The 21,189-nt window shown below is 34.5% G+C and carries 26 protein-coding genes; 19 read left to right on the top strand and 7 right to left on the bottom strand.

What is annotated here, in order from left to right; genetic code table 11:
• Positions 1 to 2: 2 nt before the first annotated feature.
• The 10 genes from ACFIK2_RS00535 to trbL all read left to right on the top strand — a co-directional run bounded on the left by ACFIK2_RS00535 (position 3) and on the right by trbL (position 10,160).
• Positions 3 to 224 carry a conjugal transfer protein TraD gene (locus tag ACFIK2_RS00535; protein WP_208438664.1) on the top strand — a complete coding sequence of 74 codons (222 nt, stop codon included), beginning with the start codon at positions 3 to 5 and terminating at the stop codon, positions 222 to 224.
• The gene (locus ACFIK2_RS00530) at positions 214 to 2,682 is read left to right on the top strand and encodes a zincin-like metallopeptidase domain-containing protein (protein ID WP_375676774.1); all 2,469 of its coding nucleotides are present in this window, start codon (positions 214 to 216) and stop codon (positions 2,680 to 2,682) included. The genes ACFIK2_RS00535 and ACFIK2_RS00530 overlap by 11 nt, the downstream gene beginning before the upstream one ends.
• An 82-nt stretch (positions 2,683 to 2,764) precedes the next feature.
• Complete coding sequence (locus ACFIK2_RS00525; RefSeq protein WP_375621675.1) at positions 2,765 to 3,070, top strand: hypothetical protein; 306 nt, start codon at positions 2,765 to 2,767, stop codon at positions 3,068 to 3,070.
• An 82-nt stretch (positions 3,071 to 3,152) separates the two neighbouring features.
• Positions 3,153 to 3,611: a hypothetical protein gene (locus ACFIK2_RS00520; protein WP_375621674.1), complete on the top strand. Its 459-nt coding sequence runs from the start codon at positions 3,153 to 3,155 to the stop codon at positions 3,609 to 3,611.
• Between the two features lie 181 nt (positions 3,612 to 3,792).
• On the top strand, positions 3,793 to 4,767 hold the full coding sequence (trbB, locus tag ACFIK2_RS00515) for a P-type conjugative transfer ATPase TrbB (RefSeq protein WP_375676773.1): 975 nt from the start codon (positions 3,793 to 3,795) through the stop codon (positions 4,765 to 4,767).
• An 11-nt stretch (positions 4,768 to 4,778) separates the two neighbouring features.
• Positions 4,779 to 5,177: a TrbC/VirB2 family protein gene (locus ACFIK2_RS00510; protein WP_208438668.1), complete on the top strand. Its 399-nt coding sequence runs from the start codon at positions 4,779 to 4,781 to the stop codon at positions 5,175 to 5,177.
• Positions 5,177 to 5,482 carry a conjugal transfer protein TrbD gene (trbD, locus tag ACFIK2_RS00505; RefSeq protein WP_208438669.1) on the top strand — a complete coding sequence of 102 codons (306 nt, stop codon included), beginning with the start codon at positions 5,177 to 5,179 and terminating at the stop codon, positions 5,480 to 5,482. The genes ACFIK2_RS00510 and trbD overlap by 1 nt, the downstream gene beginning before the upstream one ends.
• On the top strand, positions 5,482 to 7,986 hold the full coding sequence (locus tag ACFIK2_RS00500) for a transporter (protein WP_375676772.1): 2,505 nt from the start codon (positions 5,482 to 5,484) through the stop codon (positions 7,984 to 7,986). The genes trbD and ACFIK2_RS00500 overlap by 1 nt, the downstream gene beginning before the upstream one ends.
• On the top strand, positions 7,961 to 8,719 hold the full coding sequence (gene trbJ / locus ACFIK2_RS00495) for a P-type conjugative transfer protein TrbJ (RefSeq protein WP_375676771.1): 759 nt from the start codon (positions 7,961 to 7,963) through the stop codon (positions 8,717 to 8,719). The genes ACFIK2_RS00500 and trbJ overlap by 26 nt, the downstream gene beginning before the upstream one ends.
• A 19-nt stretch (positions 8,720 to 8,738) precedes the next feature.
• Complete coding sequence (gene trbL / locus ACFIK2_RS00490) at positions 8,739 to 10,160, top strand: P-type conjugative transfer protein TrbL (protein WP_375676770.1); 1,422 nt, start codon at positions 8,739 to 8,741, stop codon at positions 10,158 to 10,160.
• Between the two features lie 70 nt (positions 10,161 to 10,230).
• Here trbL and ACFIK2_RS00485 read toward each other — a convergent pair whose 3' ends face one another.
• Together ACFIK2_RS00485 and ACFIK2_RS00480 are read right to left on the bottom strand one after the other, a co-directional pair.
• Positions 10,231 to 10,395, bottom strand: a complete 165-nt coding sequence (locus ACFIK2_RS00485) for a hypothetical protein (protein ID WP_375676769.1) — start codon at positions 10,393 to 10,395, stop codon at positions 10,231 to 10,233.
• 433 nt (positions 10,396 to 10,828) lie between these two features.
• Positions 10,829 to 11,413 carry a hypothetical protein gene (locus tag ACFIK2_RS00480; RefSeq protein ID WP_375676768.1) on the bottom strand — a complete coding sequence of 195 codons (585 nt, stop codon included), beginning with the start codon at positions 11,411 to 11,413 and terminating at the stop codon, positions 10,829 to 10,831.
• Positions 11,414 to 11,564: 151 nt separating this feature from the next.
• On the opposite strand from ACFIK2_RS00480, the gene ACFIK2_RS00475 reads away from it, so the two are divergent.
• From ACFIK2_RS00475 to ACFIK2_RS00450, 6 genes are all read left to right on the top strand, one after another.
• Positions 11,565 to 12,005 carry a hypothetical protein gene (locus ACFIK2_RS00475; protein WP_375621853.1) on the top strand — a complete coding sequence of 147 codons (441 nt, stop codon included), beginning with the start codon at positions 11,565 to 11,567 and terminating at the stop codon, positions 12,003 to 12,005.
• A 289-nt stretch (positions 12,006 to 12,294) separates the two neighbouring features.
• Entirely contained in the window at positions 12,295 to 13,632 is a 1,338-nt protein-coding gene (gene repC, locus ACFIK2_RS00470) for a replication initiation protein RepC (protein WP_375676767.1), read from the top strand.
• Positions 13,633 to 14,413: 781 nt separating this feature from the next.
• A complete protein-coding gene (locus ACFIK2_RS00465) occupies positions 14,414 to 15,067 on the top strand; it encodes a hypothetical protein (protein ID WP_375676766.1) in 654 nt (217 codons plus the stop codon).
• A 116-nt stretch (positions 15,068 to 15,183) separates the two neighbouring features.
• On the top strand, positions 15,184 to 15,333 hold the full coding sequence (locus ACFIK2_RS00460) for a hypothetical protein (RefSeq protein ID WP_375676765.1): 150 nt from the start codon (positions 15,184 to 15,186) through the stop codon (positions 15,331 to 15,333).
• A 45-nt stretch (positions 15,334 to 15,378) separates the two neighbouring features.
• On the top strand, positions 15,379 to 15,834 hold the full coding sequence (locus ACFIK2_RS00455) for a TIR domain-containing protein (RefSeq protein WP_375676764.1): 456 nt from the start codon (positions 15,379 to 15,381) through the stop codon (positions 15,832 to 15,834).
• A 152-nt stretch (positions 15,835 to 15,986) separates the two neighbouring features.
• The gene (locus ACFIK2_RS00450; RefSeq protein ID WP_100130413.1) at positions 15,987 to 16,202 is read left to right on the top strand and encodes a type II toxin-antitoxin system Y4mF family antitoxin; all 216 of its coding nucleotides are present in this window, start codon (positions 15,987 to 15,989) and stop codon (positions 16,200 to 16,202) included.
• A 69-nt stretch (positions 16,203 to 16,271) separates the two neighbouring features.
• Here ACFIK2_RS00450 and ACFIK2_RS00445 read toward each other — a convergent pair whose 3' ends face one another.
• Both ACFIK2_RS00445 and ACFIK2_RS00440 read right to left on the bottom strand, forming a co-directional pair.
• Positions 16,272 to 16,730 carry a hypothetical protein gene (locus tag ACFIK2_RS00445; protein WP_375618897.1) on the bottom strand — a complete coding sequence of 153 codons (459 nt, stop codon included), beginning with the start codon at positions 16,728 to 16,730 and terminating at the stop codon, positions 16,272 to 16,274.
• A gap of 91 nt (positions 16,731 to 16,821) precedes the next feature.
• The gene (locus tag ACFIK2_RS00440) at positions 16,822 to 17,127 is read right to left on the bottom strand and encodes a hypothetical protein (protein WP_375618898.1); all 306 of its coding nucleotides are present in this window, start codon (positions 17,125 to 17,127) and stop codon (positions 16,822 to 16,824) included.
• Positions 17,128 to 17,333: 206 nt separating this feature from the next.
• Between ACFIK2_RS00440 and ACFIK2_RS00435 the strand changes: the two genes are divergently transcribed.
• Positions 17,334 to 17,987: a recombinase family protein gene (locus tag ACFIK2_RS00435; RefSeq protein WP_375676763.1), complete on the top strand. Its 654-nt coding sequence runs from the start codon at positions 17,334 to 17,336 to the stop codon at positions 17,985 to 17,987.
• Positions 17,988 to 18,197: 210 nt separating this feature from the next.
• Here ACFIK2_RS00435 and ACFIK2_RS00430 read toward each other — a convergent pair whose 3' ends face one another.
• Positions 18,198 to 18,596 (bottom strand): type II toxin-antitoxin system VapC family toxin, encoded by a 399-nt coding sequence (locus tag ACFIK2_RS00430; protein WP_375628370.1) that lies wholly within the window; start codon positions 18,594 to 18,596, stop codon positions 18,198 to 18,200.
• Positions 18,593 to 18,844, bottom strand: a complete 252-nt coding sequence (locus tag ACFIK2_RS00425; protein ID WP_004857201.1) for a hypothetical protein — start codon at positions 18,842 to 18,844, stop codon at positions 18,593 to 18,595. The genes ACFIK2_RS00430 and ACFIK2_RS00425 overlap by 4 nt, the downstream gene beginning before the upstream one ends.
• A 284-nt stretch (positions 18,845 to 19,128) precedes the next feature.
• On the opposite strand from ACFIK2_RS00425, the gene ACFIK2_RS00420 reads away from it, so the two are divergent.
• Both ACFIK2_RS00420 and ACFIK2_RS00415 read left to right on the top strand, forming a co-directional pair.
• A complete protein-coding gene (locus tag ACFIK2_RS00420) occupies positions 19,129 to 19,821 on the top strand; it encodes a ParA family protein (protein WP_012755131.1) in 693 nt (230 codons plus the stop codon).
• The gene (locus tag ACFIK2_RS00415) at positions 19,818 to 20,138 is read left to right on the top strand and encodes a hypothetical protein (protein WP_375676762.1); all 321 of its coding nucleotides are present in this window, start codon (positions 19,818 to 19,820) and stop codon (positions 20,136 to 20,138) included. The genes ACFIK2_RS00420 and ACFIK2_RS00415 overlap by 4 nt, the downstream gene beginning before the upstream one ends.
• 109 nt (positions 20,139 to 20,247) lie before the next feature.
• On the opposite strand, the gene ACFIK2_RS00410 is transcribed toward ACFIK2_RS00415, so the two are convergent.
• Complete coding sequence (locus ACFIK2_RS00410; RefSeq protein WP_375676761.1) at positions 20,248 to 20,604, bottom strand: helix-turn-helix domain-containing protein; 357 nt, start codon at positions 20,602 to 20,604, stop codon at positions 20,248 to 20,250.
• Positions 20,605 to 21,189 lie beyond the last annotated feature (585 nt).

Genomic DNA, 21,189 nt, shown 5'->3' with positions numbered 1-21,189 from the left:
TAATGAAAAAAGCGCGAATACAAGTATGTCATGTAATTTCTACAGTTTTAAATGATGTTTTTATACCCGGAATACAAGTTGAGTTGGATTCAGAAGAAGCAGAAAGCTATGGAGTTTTTTTAGAAACAGCCCTTTCAGAAGAAGACGCTTGGGATTCGTCGTGTATTACAGATCCATCTGAAATTGATAATTTTAATGATATAGGGGGGAGTGATGAGTTTTGATTATGCAAAAACAGTAACAGATTATTTTATTAAACTGCTTCAACAAGGAGCAGCACCATGGCAGCAACCATTACCTCCCGGATGTGTGAGATCTCCTTATAATCCACAAACAGGTAAAAATTATAATGGTATTAATAATCTTTGGCTTGCAAGCCAAAAATATACTGATCCACGTTGGCTTACATATCAGCAGGCAAATGAAATGGACTGTAGAATTAAAAAAGGTATGAAAAGTACGGATATTATTTATTGGAAACAGAATGAAAAGGTCTCTTTTTATGATGATGATGGAAAAAAACATGAGAAGTTTGAAAAACTTTCTTACCCCCGTATTTTTTTAGCAAAAGTTTTTAATGGTGAACAAATTGATGGATTACCTCCATTGGAACCACGTCCTATTTTATCGGAAGAGGTAAGACATGCACGAGCAAAAGCACTTTTAACCGCATCAGGCGCAAAAATTGATATTGATGATAGAAATCATGCTTTCTATCGTGGTGGTGATAATGATACTCTTTTTTTACCAAAACAATCTCAATTTGATTCAAGTGATTATTTTTATGCTACAGCATTACATGAACTTGGACATTGGACTGGACATTTTTCAAGACTTAATCGTGACATGATGTATCCTGTTGGGTCTTCTGGATATGCCAAAGAAAAGCTTCGAACAACTATTGCCTCCTTTATGATTGGAGAGGAATTGAATATAGGTTATGATCCAAGTCATAACGCTTCCTATGTTTCTTCATGGATTGAAGCTATGCAGAATGATCCAAAAGAAATTTTTAGAGCGGCTTTTGAAGCAGAAAAAATCAAAAATTTCATAATAGGATTAGAAACAGTCAAAGTTGTTGAGGCTGAGAAAGAGTCATTTATATCGATAAACACTGATCGTGAACTAGCTAATACAGAAAAGATTTTTTTGAATGTTCCTTATTCACAAAAAGAAGATGCAAAAGCCGCTGGAGCTAAGTGGGATAAAGATGCAAAATCTTGGTATGTTCCTGCTGGTACAAATTTAATTGAAAAAGGTTTTGCTAGGTTTTCTCATGGAGATGCAGAACCAAACACAACTTTGCCGATAGAACAACAGTTCAAGGAGGCGCTTCGTTCTGCTGGTTTAATTGTTGAGAATCCACTTATGGATGGAAAATTGCATAGAGTTTCCGTTGAAAATGATAAAAAAACTCAAAAGAGTGGGGCTTATATTGGTTATTCCTCATTGGATGGTGGCTATATTCAAAATTTTCGCACTGGTGACAAAATTTATTGGAAACCTGAAAAGTCTGCGGCGCCTTTATCTTTAGAAGAAAAAAAAAGATTAGCCATAGAAGCTAAAGAGCGACAAGAAATTTTAAGAAAAGAGATTGCAGAAAAACAAAATAAAGCAGCGATACTTTCATCACAAATATGGGAGGCTAGTAAAATAGCAACTCCAGATAATGCATATTGTAAGCTTAAAGGTATAAATCAGACGAGTGATTTAAGAGAGGTTCCAGATGATTTTCCAGAGGACATTAAAAAACAAGGGGTGAGAGTTGCAAAATCAGTTGAGGAAGCAAAAATAATAAAAAAAAGCAATCCTAATATCCGCACATTTTTGGCAGGTGATTTAATTATTCCAATATGGGATAAAAATAATAATTTAAGTACCCTTCAGACGGTTAATCCTACTTTTAAATCTTTTATGAAAGATGGGAAAAAACATGAGTGTTTTACGATTGTAGGTTCTAATAATGTAGGAATATCCGCCCTTAATAATGATTTAGAAAATCCTATCCTTATTGTGGAAGGATATGCAACAGCTTTTTCTGTAGCACAAATGACTCATATGCCAGTTGTAGCGGCTTTTGACTCTGGAAATTTAAAAAATGTAGGTAGAGTAATGCGTGATAAATATCCAGATCGCGTGATTTTGTTTGTTGCGGATAATGATCATGCTTCGCAAGAAAAATTACTTTCTAATGGAAAAAAAGGAACCAATGTTGGAATTACCGCTGCTTATAATGCGGCAGCAGATGTTGGAGGAGGAGTAGTTTATCCGGAATTTCAGAAAGAAGAGAACAAATTTTCTGATTGGGACGATTACAAAAGAATACATGGTAGTGATAAAGCCAGAAGCGATTTTACATCTAAAATGAAAATTGCCGAAATAGAAGCAAGAGTGATGTCCGAGCGACTCCAAACACTTGCAAATATGCAGGACCAATTTGCTATTGATGACCCAACAACAGCACTTGATGATCAATATGTTTATGAAGAGCGTGAAGCTGCTAATCAACTTCGCCAAAGAGCAACTACCCTCAATGGTCATAATATTAATTCAAGTGATAAAGCTATGATTTCTCGTGTAAGATCTCATATTTTGCAGGATAGAGAACAAAAACTTTCTCAAAATCCCAACGCAGCTTCATATAGAGAAAGAAAAAATCGCGAAATTGAAAGTGAGTTTTAGTTAGGTAGAGGATTTGTTTTTTATTGCTCAGATCTAGCCTTTAAATTAATATGTAAACATACACTAAGATAAGGAGGTTTTCATGGAAAATAAATTACCAAAAAGTTATATGACTGATGCTGAACGCGAGGAATTACGAGCAGGTGGTCTTTCTCAAAACAGTATCTATATGGTTGAAGCAGAAGCAGCTTCCAAGGCGAATGATAACAAAGCAACTTGGGAATGGTTAGCGATGGCTGAATATCCAGCACATGCACTTTTACTTCTTAGACATCAACGTGGAGCGCAATTTATACGAGATATGGGATTTTCTACTAAAAGTGCTGATGAAAAATATGGCCCGGACTGGTTAGATAAAGGTGTTGTAATAGGAGGTCATCATTTCTAATAAATTAGAAGAGCTGTTTTTACAACAAAGTATACTAGTACAAGATCTTGAAAAAACATTAGTATCTCAAAAATTACACAATGTGCGAAGTAATCTATGTGATCATATTCGTAATGTTGGAAAAAGTGGGGATTTATCATCGCTTCTTGATACGGAGAGTGATCTTATAAAGGATGATTTGCTTCGGTATGCTAATAGTAAAGCTATGGCCAGTAGCCTTGAAACAGCATTAACTGAAATAGATGTTGTTAAAGATCACATAAAATTGGTTTCTAATTCTGAGAAATATGATGCGATAAATAGAGGACATAGTCTACCAAAGCATCGTAAAGGAGGATTGCCTTATGATGAAGCGCGAAAAGCAATGGCGTCTCATTATACACGACTAGGAAATCTGGACAAAGCGCGTTTAACATCAGTTGAGAAATCAATCATTGATGTGCGGAGGGACAATATGAAGGTGATGCGAAAACTTTATGAAAAAATGCAAGCTAAAGCTATAGGTATAGATCTTGCGCGCGATAAAGGTCATTCTCTTTAATAAAAAACCATAGAATTTAAGTAACAGGAATGTGGATTTTTGCTATTACGATAGATATTTTTGTTGTTCAAATTTAATCTTTAAATTATTATGCCGACATTATTTTAAAAAGCTTTAAGTTTTACATTCTTCTCATTATCTAGAGTGAACGGGGTATATTCTTAAAAGCGGGGATGGGAGAATGGCTGTTACAGCATTTAAAGGTGGACGAAGTTCAGAGCAAAATAGACGTCTCATTGAGAAGCTGCGTTTTGAATTTGGACCGCAGATATGGGATTACCTAGATGATCCTACAGTCATAGAAATTATGTTAAATCCTGATGGTACATTATGGGTTGAACATTTGGGAGAACCTAAAAAAGCTGTCGGCATGGTGGATGCGCATAGGGCAGAAGCCGCTATGGGAACAGTAGCTACAGCTCTTGGAACGCAAATTACCAAAGAAAATCCTATTCTTGAATGCGAATTACCAATGAATGGAAGCCGCTTTGAAGCGGTAATTCCACCTATCGTTTCCGCCCCAACATTTACAATTCGAAAAAAAGCAACGAAAATTTTTACTTTAGATGACTATGTTGCAAAAAACATCATTACTCCACATCAAAGATCGCTTTTAAATGTTGCTGTTAAAGATCATAAAAATATTCTTGTTGTGGGTGGAACAGGAACTGGAAAAACTACCTTAACGAATGCAATCTTAAAGGAAATGACAGATACATTTCCTGAAGAGCGCTTTGTAATCATTGAAGATACAGCTGAACTTCAATGCGCTGCACCTAATACTGTAACATTTCGAGCTGTGGAATATATTGATATGACGCGGTTGTTAAAGGTGACTATGCGTATGGCACCAGATCGCATTATTGTTGGCGAAGTAAGAGATGGCGCAGCTTTAGCTTTGTTAAAAAGCTGGAATACTGGACATCCAGGTGGAATAGCAACTGTTCACGCCAATGATGCAACAGCAGGATTAACAAGAATCCAACAATTAATATCAGAAGTAACCATTGCTTCCATGCAATCACTGATAGCGGAAACAATTGATGTAGTTTTGAGTATTGAAAAAACCTCCTCAGGTCGCAAAGTCAAAGAAATTATTGAAGTTTGTGAGTACGACCTCGCACTCAACAAGTACATAACAAAAATCATTCATTAAAGGAGCAAAATATGCAACTATCTTTAACACAAACAAGAAGTAATTTATATAATCACATTGTGTTGTTTTTTCTTATTATAGGGGCGGCAGTCTTTCTCTATCTTATCTTGGGAGATATTGCATATGCTTCTGATGCAACATCTGGTGGTGGAGCATCTCTTCCATGGGAAGCACCTCTTGAGAAGTTAAAAAAATCTGTTTCTGGTCCTGTTGCTTTCGTGGTTTCTTTATTGGGGCTTGTTGCTGGTGGAGCTACACTGATTTTTGGTGGTGAAGTTAGCGAGTTTGTAAAGCGTATTATCTATCTTGTTTTGGTTATCAGTGTGATTGTTTTTGCAAACACTCTTCTTACAGGCGCTCTCTTTTCTGGTGCTGTTGTTCCTGCTAACGTTGTGGTTGGAGGACTTTAATGGGAGGCAAACAATATACACAATTGTTCCGTTCTCTTCACAGACCTCAACAAATTATGGGAGGAGAACGTGAATTAATGCTGCTATCAATGCTTTTAACTGGAATTCTTATTGTTTCAGCAATGAACATTGTAGCAGCAACTATTGGTATTTGTATCTGGGTTGTTTGTCTTTACGTTTTACGTAGAATGGCCAAATTTGATCCTATCTTGTCTCGAATTTATATTCGTCAATTGAGATATCGTAGTTATTACGCTCCGTTTTCACGACCATTTCGTGTTGCAAAATCAACAAGGCCTTATTAATGTTTAAGTTAAAACATTTTCGCTCTACGCTTGCTGGACTTCCTGATCTTTTAAATTTTGCAGCTTTAATTGATGACGGCATTATTTTGGGAAAAGATGGTTCTTTATTGGCTGGTTTTTTTATCCGTGGGGATGACCCCATGTCAGCAACGGATGCAGAAAGAAATTATATAACAAGTTTGGTTAACACATATCTCTCTCGATTTCATTCGGGATGGGCGATATGGGTGGATGCTATACGCTTAGAGTCACCAAGTTATTCAGATCCTGAATTGTCTCATTTTCCTGATCCCATTACAGCATTGATTGATGCAGAAAGACGTTTTTATTTTCAGCGAAGTGATACGCACTACGAAACAGAATACGCTTTATTAATGCAGTATCTACCGCCTACACGAAAATCGTCAAAGTTGGGGGAAATTGTTTATGAAGACGATACCGTTGAATCAACTACTCCTGCTGAACGTTTACTTGACGATTTTAAAAAGAAAATAGAGGATTTTTATGTTGGGCTTGGTGATCTTCTTAAAATGCAGCGAATGAAAGCGGTCACTATTAGGAATGGTGATGAGACTTATGAAAGCGACCAGCTTGTCAATTATTTACATTATGCTATTAATGGCAAAGCGGTTGCTCTTCGAATACCAGATTGTCCTATGTATTTGGATTCGTGGCTAGGTTATACTGACTTGTGGCCAGGAGATACTCCACGTCTCGGAGATAAATTTATTACATGTATTTCAATTGATGGTTTTCCATCGGCTAGTTATCCTGGAATATTAGATATTCTTGATGGTTTTCCTTTACATTATAGATGGTCAAGTCGTTTTATATTTATGGACCAGCATGAAGCTGTTGCCGCATTAAATAAATATAGATTGAAATGGCAACAAAAAGTGAGGGGATTTTTTTCGCAGGTTTTTAAAACTAATAAAGGAACTATTAATACTGATGCTTTGTTGATGGCACAACAAGCTGAAACAGCAATGAACGAAGCTCGTTCAGGTCTTGTTGCTTATGGTTATTATTCACCAACAATTGTTTTAATGCATGAAGACCGTGAGGTCTTAGCAGAAAATGCTAGATTAATTAAACGCGAAATTGAACATAGAGGTTTTGCCGCTCGTATTGAAACAGTCAATACAATGGAAGCATGGTTAGGGACAATTGCGGGTCAAACTTATCCAAATATTAGACGTCCGTTAATTAATACTCAAAATCTTGCTGATATGTTACCTCTCTCAAGTGTATGGCCAGGTTTACAATTTAATCCTTGTCCACTCTATCCTGATAATTCTCCTGCTTTATCTCAAGTAATAACGACAGGGGCAACGCCATTTCGGATTAATTTACATGTTGATGATGTTGGTCACACACTTGTATTTGGTCCAACTGGAGCTGGTAAATCAACACTTTTAGCGTTTTTATTAGCGCAAGCGCGTAGATATTGGTCAAGAGCAACAGATAAAGATGGTAAGCATTTCCCTGCTAATATTACTGCTTTTGATAAAGGTCGTTCATTATATACATTGTGTTATGCTATAAATGGACGTCATTATGATATTGGTGATAGTGATAGCGCTGTCGGTGCTCTTATGCCTCTTGCAGACATTGATACAGAAGCCGATAATCTCTGGGCGCAAGAATGGATTGCTATTTGCTATGAATTACAGACGGGTCAAACACCGTCTCCTCAGCAAAAAATGGAAATTCATCGTGCAATGAAGCAGATGAGTCAAACACCTAAAAACATGCGTTCACTCAGTAATTTTGTTACTTCGATTCAGAACCAAGAAATCCGTAATGCACTTGCACATTATACGATTTCTGGTGCTATGGGACATTTGTTAGATGGTCAAGAAGAGTTTGAAGATCATAATGATTTTATTGTCTATGAAATTGATGAACTCATGAAGCTAGGTGATAAAAATGGTTTACCTGTTTTGTTATATTTGTTTAGACGTTTTGAAAGAAGCTTGAAAGGACAACCATCTATTCTTTCACTTGACGAAGCATGGATTATGCTTGGACATCCTGTTTTTCGTGAGAAAATTCGTGAATGGTTAAAAGAACTAAGAAAAAAGAATTGCCTTGTAATCATGGCAACACAAAGCCTGTCTGATGCAGTTCGTTCTGGTATTCTTGATGTTTTGTTAGAACAGTGTCCTACCAAAATATTACTTCCTAATGAAGAAGCAGAAACAAAAGGTGCTGAGGGAGCGCCGGGAGCATTTGATCTATATAGAATGATTGGTTTGAATGATAAAGAAATTCAAATTATCAAAACAGCTAAAAAGAAAAGACAATATTATTATAAATCTATTCTTGGACGCCGTCTTTTTGAATTAGGATTAGGTGACATTGCTCTTTCTTTTGTAGCGATTTCTAGCAAAGAAGATCTCGCTGAAGTAAAAAAACTTATTAATGAAGACACACAAAACTGGCCTTTAAAATGGCTTCAAATGAGGGGAATTAATTATGAAAAATATCTTGAAGAGACTTAAAGCTTTTTCTGTAATGAGTACATTTATTATAATCAATTTTATTATTTTAATTACTCCAGTGAAAGCTCTCCTACCTGTTACCTGCACCAATTGTTCTAATCTTTTGACACAGGCGTTAGAGTATGCAAAATCTGTGGAGACTGCATTAAACACTGCAGAGCAGCTCGCAGTAGAAATTAAACAATATAAAGATATGATAGAGCAAGCTAAAACACTTGATCCTTTGAGCATTGAAAGATTTGTGAATGATTTACAACTATTAAACAAAGTTTATCAAGACGGCACAAGCATTGCCTATAATATGAAGGACCTGCATAGTAAATTTAAAAAACGTTATCCTGGTTATGAAAATTTTTTAAAAAAAGTTGGAAAAATAAATCCGGCAGAAGATTTTAGAAAATGGGCAGAAAATGGTTTTTCTAATGCACGTATCGCTATCGAGGCAGCTGGAATTAACACAAGTAGTTTTGATGATGAGAATAAATTGATGCGTAGGCTTATCAAGCGTTCAACAACTGCAAAGGGTCGTATGCAAGCCATTCAAGCTGGAAATGAAATTGCTACGCAACAAGTTAAGCAACTGCAAATGCTTCGAGAATTGATGGCTAATAATATTACTTTACAGGCAAATTACACAGCTGATGAAGTAGAACGTAAAGCAAAAAATGAAGCTGCTGCTGAAAAGTTTTTTGATGAAGAATTAACCTCTACAGATCGTAATCATGCATTTTAAAAAGATAGAAAATTACCAAATGTTAAGAAATAAAAAAATCATTTTTTTAATATTTTTTCTGTTTGTTATTGGCTGTACCATTTTTGCAGATGTTTCTTTTGCTAAATCTGTAGATAGTACTAAATCATTTAATGGTTTAATAGATTTGATACAAAATCAATCTCATGGTTGGTATTCAAAATTACATCATTATGGTTTTCGTCTTTTTTGGTTATTGGCTATTCTCCAATTTCTTTTTAGCTTTATTCCTCTTTTGTTTAAGCAATCTGATATTGCTGATTTAGTTGGGGAGTTAGTGAAGTTCGTTCTTGTTATAGGTTTTTTTGCTGCTCTTTTGGAGTATTCTCAAGAATGGGGTACAGCTATTGTTGATAGCTTCCGTATAGTAGCAGCTCAGGCAAGTGGGAGAACCCGTTCTCTTCTCCCTGGAACAATTTTAGATGAAAGCATTAAGCTTGCTCTGGCTATGATAAATACTAGCACTTGGAATCCTATAACTGCTGTATTGCTTGCTCTTCAGGCTGCCGTTGTTTTTTTATGCTTTGGTTTTATTGCGGTTTTACTGGCTGTTACAATTATAGAGTCATACATTGTGATTAATGCATCTGTAATATTTATGGGTTTTGGTGCTTCTCAATGGACACGAGAAATAAGCATAACGGCTTTTCGTTATGCCGTTTCTGTTGGAGCAAAGCTTTTTGTAATAACACTCTTAGTGACCTTGATGACAGATTCCATAATGCAATGGAGAGAAGCATATACTTTTTCTGATGCATCAAATTGGACACTGCTAGGACTTTCTTTGTTATGTGCGTATTTAACAAAGACTATTCCGGAAATTATTGCTGGTTTAATTTCTGGAACAAGTGGTGGGAGTGGTGCAACTATTGGAGCAATGGCTGGCGCTGCTATAGGAGCTGCTGTTGTAGCAGCAACTGCAGCAGCAGGAGCGCCAGCTGTTGCTGGTGGTGGTGGAGGAGCTGCTGCTGGTGGAACAGGCGGTGCTTTAGGAGGAGCAAGCGGAGGAATGGGTGGCGGGGGAGCTGCAACAGGGGTAGGTAGCAATACAAATGCTTCTCAACTGACAGGAAACTCTTTTAAAGATAGTGGTAATAAACCTACATCGGGTGGAAATCCACGCGTAGCTGGAGGGGAAAGCCGTTCCACTAGCACTAGTAAACCTCAATCTAAATCGGCTACTTCAGATCAATCTAATTCAGCTCTTCTAAAAATGAGAGAGGCTACCGATATGACTTTAAAAGGTCTTGGACATATGGCTGCTTTTTGTGTTCCAGGAATGGAAAATGCAGCAAACCTTAGTCTTAATGCTCCACCTACACCACCAGAATATAACGATATCCAATTTTCTAGTTATAATAAAACTCAATCTGATATTGAAAATACAATTTTTGGAGCAGGATCTATAATAGATAAGAACTAAAGAAGCTATGGTTTTATTTTTGAGAAATAGATAGTAACTTCTTTAGTTAGAGATTGATACTAGCATTTTTTTAAAATGCATGATCACGATCTGTAGAGGTTAATTCTTCATCAAAAAATTTTTTAGCTTGTTCCTCTTGTTGGGCTTTACGTTTTTCCTCTTCACTTTTACCACAACCTGTAATACTAAATCCTATAGTCAATAGAGCCAAGCATATTAAAATAATTTTTTTCATTTTTTCCATCTTTAAAAATTATATGTATTAATCTCATCAATTATATCGGAATACAGATTTAATTATCGTGATCTTTTGTTTTTTATTAGTATTGTTAATGGGAAAATACGTGAACAGTTTATTGTAAATATCTTATAAGTCTATCATAATAAAAAATTAGAAGGAAAGAGCCAAAACCTAATATAAACGAACAAATTGTAATGTTTATTAGTGCTTTTGACCAACCTATTGATAATATCATAATAGGAATTGTAAGCAATCCCACAAACCCCATTATCACTATAAGGCTTAGTATCAATCTTAAAGGACCACGAAGCCATAAAAGTAAAAGGACGAGCGTCTCTTTGCTTATTTGTGATTTTGACATTATCTTCCCCTCACGCGCTTAAATCAAGATGCTCCATAATATACACAGCACGATAAATGATACAAGTTATTTTGTTATAAAATCTTCAAGATCTGTTTGATGTTCAACGGATGAAATATCCGGTTTGGTAGAAGATGATTCTATTTGATATTCTTTCATAAAAACAACTTTTTCTTCTTTGAATAACAGAATAGGATTCACCCAGTATTGATTAGGCAATTTTGGTTTCAAAATTCCTTTTTGTATAAGTTCTCTTAAACCGTTGTGAAAAGTTCTGTCGACCATATCGCGCTTTTTTCCATTTATACCCCCATCAAACCAGATTAAGGTAACGCTACTGGGGTCTTCGTTTGTTGATTTATTAGATTGATATTCTTCTAAAACTATTATCAAAGCACGATGTCCTGTACGAGATAAATTAAAAATTGCTTGAATGCCATCAGCAAATATTTCTATAAAATTTTCTTTATTTGTTTTTTCTATGACGTGAATTATAGGTACAACGTCTATTTTATCAGTGTCAGAATTGATAAATTTTTGTTGTATAATGCACGTTTTAACAATTTTATTATCAGCAAATATTTCAGAATTTTTAAGAAAAGGATTTTCATACGGGGAATATTTTTGCTTTCGCAAGTTTATTTTATCCATTTTGATCGTCCGTTGATTTTTTATCACCTGTTACGACTTAAGAAAGTTTTTCTTCGCAAAAATAAAAGTCATATTGACACTTGAGCGAATGTAAATTATCCTTATTGGAGATTCGATTTATTATTTTAATATGGCAATTGTATTACCATAAATGACAGTTAGTATATCAGATAAACAAAGAAAGCAAACCGTTAGGCACGATCAGAGTCCTTTCATTAATGATATTGTGGTTTCTATTAAGGATCCAGAAGAGCAGATTCTTGTCAATGTGGCGCTAATTTTTGATTTAAAAGCAGCAGGAATAAAAGTTTTTTTAGTTTTGGCTTGGATACTTCAAAACAGATTAATTCGCACTAATACTGTGATTTTAGATAAGGCTATTTTAAAAACATTTCTTGAAGCTCAAGAAAGTAAGTTAGCATTATCACCAACGACCTTTTTTCGTGGTGTAGCTGAATTAGAAAAAGCAGGTATTATTGCTAAACAAAATCATAGAGCTTGGTATTTTATTAATCCAAGTCTTGTTTTTAAAGATAGGAAAGTTGTTTTTACAAAAAATGTTGAATTAGAGAATGGGAAAATGGGGACTTAATTTTCCTTTACTATATTGAAAATATTTTTCTTTTGAATATAGTTTCATCTTGACTCATTATGTAAATCTATGAGTCGTTTCAAATAGAGGGAAATATAATGGCAAAAAAATAAAAACCCAACTGCGTTAACAGAAGGGTTTCTAAAAAGCCCGTACTACATATACGGTAAATTAAATTCCACAAAGTAATTCCTAATTTAATTTATCGTGAAGCATTCTGCAAGAGAAATTTTGTAGAAAAGGGATATTTTTAGCATTTTTTTGCCTCCAATGAGAGGTTTTAAAAATTATGGTTAATAAAACATCTGGTAGAAAATTAACTTCAAAGCACTGGGAATATATAAAAATTGCTGATAATACCGATATTGGCCACATTACTAGAAGCCAACTTCTTTTTCTTGTACAAGACTTACCAATAACTGATCTTATCAAAGGAACAGAAGCCCATTTATTAGCTAAACTTTTGAATACTGTACCAGTTACGCATTTTGAAAAAGGTAAAATTCCAATAGTTTTTAAAACCAACCATCAAATTGGTCTGGAAATTGGTTGTACATCTGTTCACGTAAGTAGGTTGCTTTCACGCCTTTTTGATAAAGGTCTTATTGTGATGCGGGATTCTGCTAATTATAAACGCTATGGTTTTAGTTCTGCTCATCATGTACCAATTGCTTGTGGTATTGATCTTAGCATTTTAATCGCGCGTTACCATGAACTTCAGCACTCTATTTTAAAGAGTAAAGAAGAAAAGAAACATCATGATATGGCGGTTAGAACCTTTTGTGGCGTTTGTCGTCGATTACGGCTTCGTATTGAAGAAATAAAATTTACACCTATTGCTTCAATGTTTTTAATTCGTATGAATAAAGTTAAATCTGTTCTTGGTTCTCCTTTTAAAGCGTCCACCGTTAAATTGGAAAAAGCTATTAAGCTTTTGAATTGGCTCTTAGAGCGTTTATTTTTTACAAAAATGTTATGCACAAACAATAAAAATGTTATGCAATTACATAATACAACCTCTAACTATAATTGTAATTGTAACAAAAATGAGTGTTCAGATAACTCTGAACACACTCAAATCGTTAATGTGACCTTCGGTCACGATAAAATGGCTTATGAAAATATAGAGAACGGCAAAACCGAAACATCACTTCCTTCAAAAGGTAGTACATTGCCTCAAATTAAGCCGGAGATACTAGAAAAGGCTTTACCAAATGCCGTCTTGTTTTCTGAATGTAGTTTCCAAACAGAAAGCGATTTGATACATTCTATGTATCCTATGTACAGAATGATTAAAGTTTCAGAACATGCCGCTGAACAAGCTACAAAAATCATGGGGCTTAAAAAAACAGCTCTGGCAATTGCCATCATTTTTGAAAAATATGCTAGAGGACTTGTAAAATCACCAGGAGGATATCTCCGCGGCATGATTGATAAAGAAAAAAAGGGAGAATTATATCTAGAGCGTTCTTTATTCGCTTTATTGAAACAAGCTGATCAAGAAGAAATAAATAGTTTAAACTTAGAAAAAAATCAGAAAATAAAGCTAAACGAAGAAAAAAGCTCTTTGTTTGAGTTTGAACTCAATAAAACGTTAAATAATCTAACAATGTCAAAATTTGCATAAGTACAATTAATCTTCATTTTTTAAAGACGTAAAGGAATTCGAAAATAGTAAAAATTTTTGATTTAAAAAAAAGAGAAAGAGATAAATGATCAACTTATCCTAGCGGGGATAACTTTTTAGAACCTCTCCCTCCAAAAAAAGATATATACAAGATATTTTTATTTAGCAATTATTTTATTAGATCCTTTATCCTTTTTAAATGAGAGGCTATCTGCCTCTCAAACTCTCTGGAACGCTCACCAAAATCATGACATCAGACCCGCGCTTAATGAGAGGACTAACAAGTCTTGGTTCTTAGTGTCAAGGAAACCATTACATGGCGCCTAACGGCGTCCTTGACAAAGAACCTAACGGCTTGTTTCGTCCCTCTCACGCGGCTCCGAAATCATGATTAAAAGGGTGAGCTTTTAGGGGCAAATACTACAAAAGAAAGAGATAAAAATTATAAGCTATTTTATGAGATAAATATTTGAAAATATTATAAAAAATGGCAAAAAAAGACAAAAAATAGTTGACAATAAATCGGTATTTTGCTATATAAATACTTAAGTGATCAAAACACTAATCCTAAAGCGAATAGATTACGAAACAATCTTTCTTTGCTTTTCAAAAACTGACTGTCTTTTATGTTTTAAAAACGTATAATGATTTTGTCGGGTGTAGTTATGCCATAAAACACCCTTATGGGGAAAGCATAACAACAGACTTTAGGCTGTGTTTTGAGCGCCCGACGCCTTTATAGGTGTCAATTCAAAACTTTATTAACCTAAAGGAGTTCATTATGAACGCTATCTCCAAAAAATATGAATTTACAAATGAAACCAAACAAGTTGGTGATGCTACACTTTATCGCATACGTGCATTAAGAGACTTTGGTGATGTCAAGGCTGGTGATCTTGGTGGTTTTATTGAGAAGGAAGATAACCTCTCTCATGACGGAAATTGTTGGGTTTACGATAAAGCACACGTCTTTCAAAATGCACGGATTTATGAAAATGGTAAAGTGAAAAGCTTTTTTGTAGACGTTTATGGGAATGCACAAATTTATGGTAATGCTATTTTTGAAGGCATGACAATAAATGATTATTGTGAGGTTTATGGCAACGCCCATATTCAAAACGCTGTTGTAATTGAAGGTAATGCAAAAATTTATGATAACGCCTCTGTAAGTGATAATGCTTATATTTCTGATACATCTGTTATTTGTGATGATGCTCATGTTGGGGGGTATGCAATTGTTGGTGATGGTGCTTATATTTGTGATCATTCCAGTGTCATTGATGATGCTGTTGTGTATGGTGCTGTTGTATCTGGCAATTCTTGTATTCATAGCAATGCCTCTTTATCATTTGGTGATCAAATTAATGATGAGGCAATTCCAAGATTTGGTAGTGAAGATGATTATTATCGTCATGAGTATGAGGATGTTGCGTAAATAAGATAAAGGCGAGGGGGCGCCTGCTTTCAGAGAGCAATGTAAAAACAAAGGTATTAAAATTTCCATTAAACTCAATAAAACATGAAACATAATTAAAATTATAGGTGTTGGTAATGTTCAATCATGATGATATCGAAAGTGTTGAATTTTATTTTACTATAAATGGTAAACAAATAAAATTCGATAAAGAGACTAATGATAAATTAAAGGAAAATATAGATTGGGAGAAATTTTTGTCGCAATTATTCGTTGATAAGGAATAATAAGCCCTCTGGGTCAAATGCATATATTTTTTAGGGGAGATCCAAATGCCAAAAATTTTTATTGTATATAATAATCATACTATTTTAGAACAAACTGAACGTATTCTTTTTAAGCTTGGATTGGAACCGTACGTTCTGAAATTTGGTAGTGATGATTTAACTACTATTGAGGATTTTAAACAAGAAATTAGTATGCAAACTAATTCTCCAAAATTTGGTATTGTTCTACTTACTCCCGATGACATTGGCTATGCAAAATCTGCTGATAAAAAAGACGCACAGCCGCGCGCTAATCAAAATGTTATTTTTAAAATGGGTATGTTGTTTCCTATAATTTCTTGCAGAAATATTGCTATTTTAAAAAAACGAGATGTTGAAGTACCTTTAGATTATGAAGGGATTAATTATATTCCTTTTAATGAACACGTAAAAGAGACGCTCCCAAAACTTGTTGAACTATTAAACACAGCCGGATTCAATTTAGATACAGTTAACTACTGAATTTTTTTCTGTATGAAGTATACGCAAAATATGCACTCTTCTTTGTTCTTGGGATAAGGCTTTAGGAGTATATGGGATAAAAACGTCCCGTACAGGTTTATTTTCTTGTAATAAAAGCATGAAATGATATAATCATCCCTTTCGGGATGATTATGATTGAAAGCAGAATGAAAATATTGGGTTTTATTGTTAGAAATACACGTAAAAAACAAGGATTAACACAAGAACAGTTAGCAGCTACATCAGGGGTTGGTGTGCGATTTATTCGTGATTTAGAAAGAGGCAAAGAGTCTTGTCATGTTGGAAAAACCATACATGTGCTTTCAATGCTTGGTCTTGATATTCAGATTGAAAATGAAAAATTATGACCCGTACACTTGATGTTTATTTACACGCAAAATTAGTAGGTCAATTACAACAAGAAAAAAGTGGAGATCTCACGTTTCTCTACGATACTGATTATTTGTATAAAGATTTATAGCTTTAGCTTGCATATTTTCGTAGATCTTGCGCATTACCTTCATATTATTCATCCGCATATCAAGGATAGACTTTTCAATATCTGTTAAACGCCCTTTATCGAGATTTTTCAACCGTGTATAATGTGATGCCATTGCTCGTCTAGCTGCATCATAAGGCAATCCATTTTTACGAAGCTTTGGTAGATTATGTCCCCTATTGATTATGTCATATTGCTTAGGATCAGAAACAATTATTACATGATCTTTAATAACATCTATTTCCGCTAAAGCTGTTCTGAGGCTCCCTGCCATAGACTTACTATTGGAATATCTAAACAAATCATTTTTTACAATTTTGCGTTCTGTACTAATAAGTAATGATAAGTTATTGCTACGTCCAATATCACAAACATGATCATACAATTCATTCCACACACTACATAGCCTCTTAGTCGCTAATGTTTGAGCACGACTTTCTACATAGTTATTTTCACGGAAAAAAATCTTTTCTATCTTGTCGTCTTCTTCAGAAATAATCGCCTCCTATCATAATACCTTTGTCTAACCAATCTGGACCATATTTCTCATCAGCTTTTTTTGTAGAAAATCCCATATCACGAATAAATTGTGCTCCATGTTCAGATCTAAGAAACAAAAGTGTATGTGCTGGAGGCTCAGTCATTGCCAACCATTCCCATGCTGTGTTGCCATCACCGGCATGATCTGCAGCTTCTGACTCGGCAGTATAAATACCATCTTGATCTAAACCGCCTACTCGTAATTCCTCGCGTTCAGCATCAGTCATATAACTTTTGGGTAATTTCTTTTGCATAGGAAATTCCTTTCTGTAATCTGTCTTGAAATATTAATCTAATGATTAAATCTGATCAATCAAATTTCCTATTTTATCATTGATCATTTTAATTATTCTATCAGAAAAAACGATCATTTTTTATGAACGAAAATTGTATATTTAATTCCTATTTTTTCTATGCAATAATATATCAGTTTTAATATAAAATAACCTTTTTACTGAAAATGCCAAAATTTTATGCTTATTTACGTGTTTCTCGTGATGGACAAGATACAGAAAATCAAAAATTTGGCTTGTTAGAATATGCTAACAAACATGGCTTTGCTCCACTCCATATTGAAGAAGAAATTGCAAGTAGAGGAAAAGATTGGCGCAAGCGTAAGCTTGGTGTTTTAATTAAAAAAGCAGAACGAGGAGATGTATTATTAACCCCTGAATTTTCTCGTATAGCTGGTTCTTCTCTTGCTGTCCTAGAAATTCTCAAAGCCGCTAGTGAACGTGGTTTAATTTTTCACGTGACGAAACAAAATCTTATCATGGACGGTAGTTTACAAAGCGATATCATCGCAACTGTATTAGGTATGGTAGCACAGATTGAGAGACATTTAATTCAAACACGCACAAAAGAGTCATTAAGTGTTGCTCGTCAACGTGGTATAAAACTTGGTCGTCCAAAGGGGAGTATAGCCACAAGATTGAAGCTTGATAGCCATATTGATGAAATTCAAGCATTTATAAATGTTGGTTTATCACAGAGCCGTATTGCTAAGACATTAGGAGTTAGTGTGAACACCTTACGTTTATTTATTGAACGTAAAAACATCAAGCTTACAAAAACAAAGCCTATCATTACCATGCCAAGAACATTGGAAAATTAAGATAAACTGCGCCAAGTTGATAGTTCTTTTCCATGACGTGATGCATTGAAGTATGTTTATTATTTACGTACAAAATACATACTAAATAAATAATATTTATTTAGTAAATAAGGAATATCTTAATGCCTGTAATTACTATGTGTTCAACAAAAGGTGGTGTTGGAAAATCCACATCTATAGCTTATTCTTTTATAGGTATTAGCTCACTCATTAAGTAAGGAGTTTTACTAATTGTCCGTTTTTCTTTAATAGGTCGATTGCTAATTTATCAAACGAAACAAATGTCTCGCCACCTAGCCAATTACCTTCATAAGCTATAATTCCATCAGCAAAATCACCACCAGCCTCTAGAATAGCAAGCCCTGCTTCAACAGCTGGTCTATTCATTACTATATTACTGGTTGCTAGCAGATCGCGTAACATTCCAGCTACATCTTCTTTTGATAGTCTTGCACCTCGGCGAAGTATCCAAACAAGTTCGCATAGACAAGGTAGAGAAATAGCTATGAGAGAAGCTTCTCTTAAAATCTTACTTGCTACCTCCCCTTGCTTTTTATCATCTTGTAAAACAGCACGAGCTAGAACATTTGTATCTACAGAAATCTTCATTTTTTCCCAGCCCAACTAGAGGCTGTAATTTCGTTCATTTCTTCAATGGTTAGAGGTTTTTTTAGTTTTCCAGAAAATCGTCCAATAAAGCTCTCAATAGTGCTTGTAGGCTGTGACGCTTTTATACGAAGTTCACCACCTGGTAATTTATCAAAGTCAATCTTCTCACCTGGTTTAACACCAAGGTGCTGTAGTAAATCCCGCTTTAGCGTAATTTGTCCTTTTGCTGTAACTGTTAATGAAGACATAAAAAATTCCTCTTACTATATAATTATCTAATATATATAAAAGTAATGTAAAAATCAATTACTCACAAGAAACGAAATTGTGAAATAAACTCGTTTGCATACTGGAATGTGCACACCCGATTATACCTGATTTGAAATTAACAAGATATAAATATTTATTACGTATTTTGTACGTAAACAATAAATATTCACAAAATAAATAATAATGATTTATAATTTTAATAAATACGTAATAAATAAATGTTATTTATTTAGTGTTTATTCATTGAATAAGGAATATCTTAATGCCTGTAATTACTATGTGTTCAACAAAAGGTGGTGTTGGAAAATCCACAATGGCATTAGTATTAGCTAACGTTTTTGCTAAAGCCGGATCTAAGGTGAAATTAATTGATGCAGACCCAAATCAACCACTTGTGACATGGATGAAAAGATCTGTAGATACAATGCCCAAAAATATAGAAGTTTCTGGAGACATTACAGAACAGAATATTGTTTCTTGCATTGATGATGCTGTAGAACAGTTTCCATTTGTTATTGTTGACCTTGAAGGTTCTGCTAATCTTGCGGCTTCTTTTGCTATAGGGAGAGCGGATTTAGTTTTGGTTCCTATGAGAAAAAAACAACTTGATGGAGATCAGATAGGAAAGATCATTGCTTTAATAAAACAACAGAGTCAGTTTTTTAAAAGAGAAATACCTTTTCGTATCGTATTTTCTATGACCAATACCTTAAACAGTCGCGAAGGACAGCATATAGAGAAAACGCTAGAAAAAGCTAATCTTCCTATTTTACCTGCTTCATTAACTGAAAGAGGAGCTTTTAGTGCTCTTTTTCAGATAGGGGGGTCTCTCTTTGATTTAGCATCTTCTGATGTGAATAATCCTCAAGCAGCACAAGAAAATGCAACAGTTTTTGCTAACGCTGTTGTGAAGGTATTGGATAATGAAAATTTATTAAAGGACAAAGTAGCATGACAAAAAGAGCTGAAATTGTATTACCGGATCTTGAAAATTTACAACCGTTTACAAAAGCACAAAAAGTAGATGAACAAGAATTAGGTAAGATAGGTCAAAATAATGGTTTTACGACACGTCATAGTGTAGAAACAAAACGTGGTAGTGGACGTAGAAGACGTAGTTTAAAAACAGCACGATTAACACTTGCACTTGAACCAGAAGTAAGAGACAGTTTTTGGTCTTTAGCGGATAAACTTAATGAAGATGGTGGTGATTTCCTTAATCGTCTTATTGAAAATTATGTAAATAATAATTACACACAAAATAAATTATAATTATTTATTATTTACGTATAAAATACATAGTAAATATTTAAGATATTAAATGATATTTTTCTGAATAGAGAAGATGGCAGTATGTACTATAATTTTAAAAGTTTTCATTTTATTCAGAAACCAACCATAAAATTGCTTTCTGTTTTTTATGTTTTAGTTTTCTAAAACCTTTTAAAAGGGAGTATTCTTCTTTACTATGAAGTCCTTCATTATAAGGGTACGAAATATTTCTTTTTTCTGAAATATCGGTATAAAAAAAGGAGATAGAAACATCTAGTATGTCAGCGATTTCCTGCAAACGTCCAGCTCCTACACGATTTGAGCCGTTTTCATATTTTTGGATTTGTTGAAAGCTTACTCCTAATTTTTTTCCTAATTCTGTCTGAGAAATTCCCATGTACTTTCTTCTATAGCGAATTTTTTCTCCTACAGAAACGTCATTTAAATGTGGAGTTTTTTTTTGCACTTTAAATTCCCCCTACCGGGTGCGAGCGCCCTCGCATTAGTATTCCGGGAGTAATAAAGTACTGAGTTCGAGTCAGCTTTTTGCTTTTAGTGCTGAGAAGCACTTGGACATAACAAAAACTCCCGGAATTCCGGGTGACCACATAGTGGCTAATTTTTACTCTCGAACTTAGGGCTTTATTTCCCTCTTGATCGCTGCGTAGACGACCAAAATATTTCTTAAGTGATAAAACAATTTCAGGAGATTGGCAAATAAAAATAGTTTTTATTTATAAACTTTATTTTTAATGAGAGGCTATCCGCCTCTCAAACTCTCTGGAACGCTCACCAAAATCATGACATCAGACCCGCGCTTAATGAGAGGACTAACAATCCTAGGTTCTTAGTGTCAAGGAAACCATTACATGGCGCCTAAAGGCGTCCTTGACAAAGAACCTAACGGTTTGTTTCGTCCCTCTCACGCGGCTCCGAAATCATGATTAGAAGGGAGAGCTTTTAGGGGCATATACTACAAAAGAAAGAGATAAAAATTATAAGCTATTTTATGAGATAAATATTTGAAAATATTATAAAAAATGGCAAAAAA

The sequence above is a fragment of the Bartonella sp. AP88XZML genome, assembly GCF_042195565.1.
GTDB lineage: Bacteria > Pseudomonadota > Alphaproteobacteria > Rhizobiales > Rhizobiaceae > Bartonella.
The sequence above is the reverse complement of the archived record's forward strand: the minus strand, read 5'-3'. Positions and strand labels throughout refer to the sequence as shown.

What these genes read in the sequence shown, in the direction of transcription:
- ACFIK2_RS00535 (WP_208438664.1), top strand. Translation starts at nt 3, where the DNA reads ATGAAAAAAGCGCGAATACAAGTATGTCATGTAATTTCTACAGTTTTA.
- ACFIK2_RS00530 (WP_375676774.1), top strand. Translation starts at nt 214, where the DNA reads ATGAGTTTTGATTATGCAAAAACAGTAACAGATTATTTTATTAAACTG.
- ACFIK2_RS00525 (WP_375621675.1), top strand. Translation starts at nt 2,765, where the DNA reads ATGGAAAATAAATTACCAAAAAGTTATATGACTGATGCTGAACGCGAG.
- trbB (WP_375676773.1), top strand. Translation starts at nt 3,793, where the DNA reads ATGGCTGTTACAGCATTTAAAGGTGGACGAAGTTCAGAGCAAAATAGA.
- ACFIK2_RS00510 (WP_208438668.1), top strand. Translation starts at nt 4,779, where the DNA reads ATGCAACTATCTTTAACACAAACAAGAAGTAATTTATATAATCACATT.
- trbD (WP_208438669.1), top strand. Translation starts at nt 5,177, where the DNA reads ATGGGAGGCAAACAATATACACAATTGTTCCGTTCTCTTCACAGACCT.
- ACFIK2_RS00500 (WP_375676772.1), top strand. Translation starts at nt 5,482, where the DNA reads ATGTTTAAGTTAAAACATTTTCGCTCTACGCTTGCTGGACTTCCTGAT.
- trbJ (WP_375676771.1), top strand. Translation starts at nt 7,961, where the DNA reads ATGAAAAATATCTTGAAGAGACTTAAAGCTTTTTCTGTAATGAGTACA.
- trbL (WP_375676770.1), top strand. Translation starts at nt 8,739, where the DNA reads ATGTTAAGAAATAAAAAAATCATTTTTTTAATATTTTTTCTGTTTGTT.
- ACFIK2_RS00485 (WP_375676769.1), bottom strand. Translation starts at nt 10,395, where the DNA reads ATGAAAAAAATTATTTTAATATGCTTGGCTCTATTGACTATAGGATTT.
- ACFIK2_RS00480 (WP_375676768.1), bottom strand. Translation starts at nt 11,413, where the DNA reads ATGGATAAAATAAACTTGCGAAAGCAAAAATATTCCCCGTATGAAAAT.
- ACFIK2_RS00475 (WP_375621853.1), top strand. Translation starts at nt 11,565, where the DNA reads ATGACAGTTAGTATATCAGATAAACAAAGAAAGCAAACCGTTAGGCAC.
- repC (WP_375676767.1), top strand. Translation starts at nt 12,295, where the DNA reads ATGGTTAATAAAACATCTGGTAGAAAATTAACTTCAAAGCACTGGGAA.
- ACFIK2_RS00465 (WP_375676766.1), top strand. Translation starts at nt 14,414, where the DNA reads ATGAACGCTATCTCCAAAAAATATGAATTTACAAATGAAACCAAACAA.
- ACFIK2_RS00460 (WP_375676765.1), top strand. Translation starts at nt 15,184, where the DNA reads ATGTTCAATCATGATGATATCGAAAGTGTTGAATTTTATTTTACTATA.
- ACFIK2_RS00455 (WP_375676764.1), top strand. Translation starts at nt 15,379, where the DNA reads ATGCCAAAAATTTTTATTGTATATAATAATCATACTATTTTAGAACAA.
- ACFIK2_RS00450 (WP_100130413.1), top strand. Translation starts at nt 15,987, where the DNA reads ATGATTGAAAGCAGAATGAAAATATTGGGTTTTATTGTTAGAAATACA.
- ACFIK2_RS00440 (WP_375618898.1), bottom strand. Translation starts at nt 17,127, where the DNA reads ATGCAAAAGAAATTACCCAAAAGTTATATGACTGATGCTGAACGCGAG.
- ACFIK2_RS00435 (WP_375676763.1), top strand. Translation starts at nt 17,334, where the DNA reads ATGCCAAAATTTTATGCTTATTTACGTGTTTCTCGTGATGGACAAGAT.
- ACFIK2_RS00430 (WP_375628370.1), bottom strand. Translation starts at nt 18,596, where the DNA reads ATGAAGATTTCTGTAGATACAAATGTTCTAGCTCGTGCTGTTTTACAA.
- ACFIK2_RS00425 (WP_004857201.1), bottom strand. Translation starts at nt 18,844, where the DNA reads ATGTCTTCATTAACAGTTACAGCAAAAGGACAAATTACGCTAAAGCGG.
- ACFIK2_RS00420 (WP_012755131.1), top strand. Translation starts at nt 19,129, where the DNA reads ATGCCTGTAATTACTATGTGTTCAACAAAAGGTGGTGTTGGAAAATCC.
- ACFIK2_RS00415 (WP_375676762.1), top strand. Translation starts at nt 19,818, where the DNA reads ATGACAAAAAGAGCTGAAATTGTATTACCGGATCTTGAAAATTTACAA.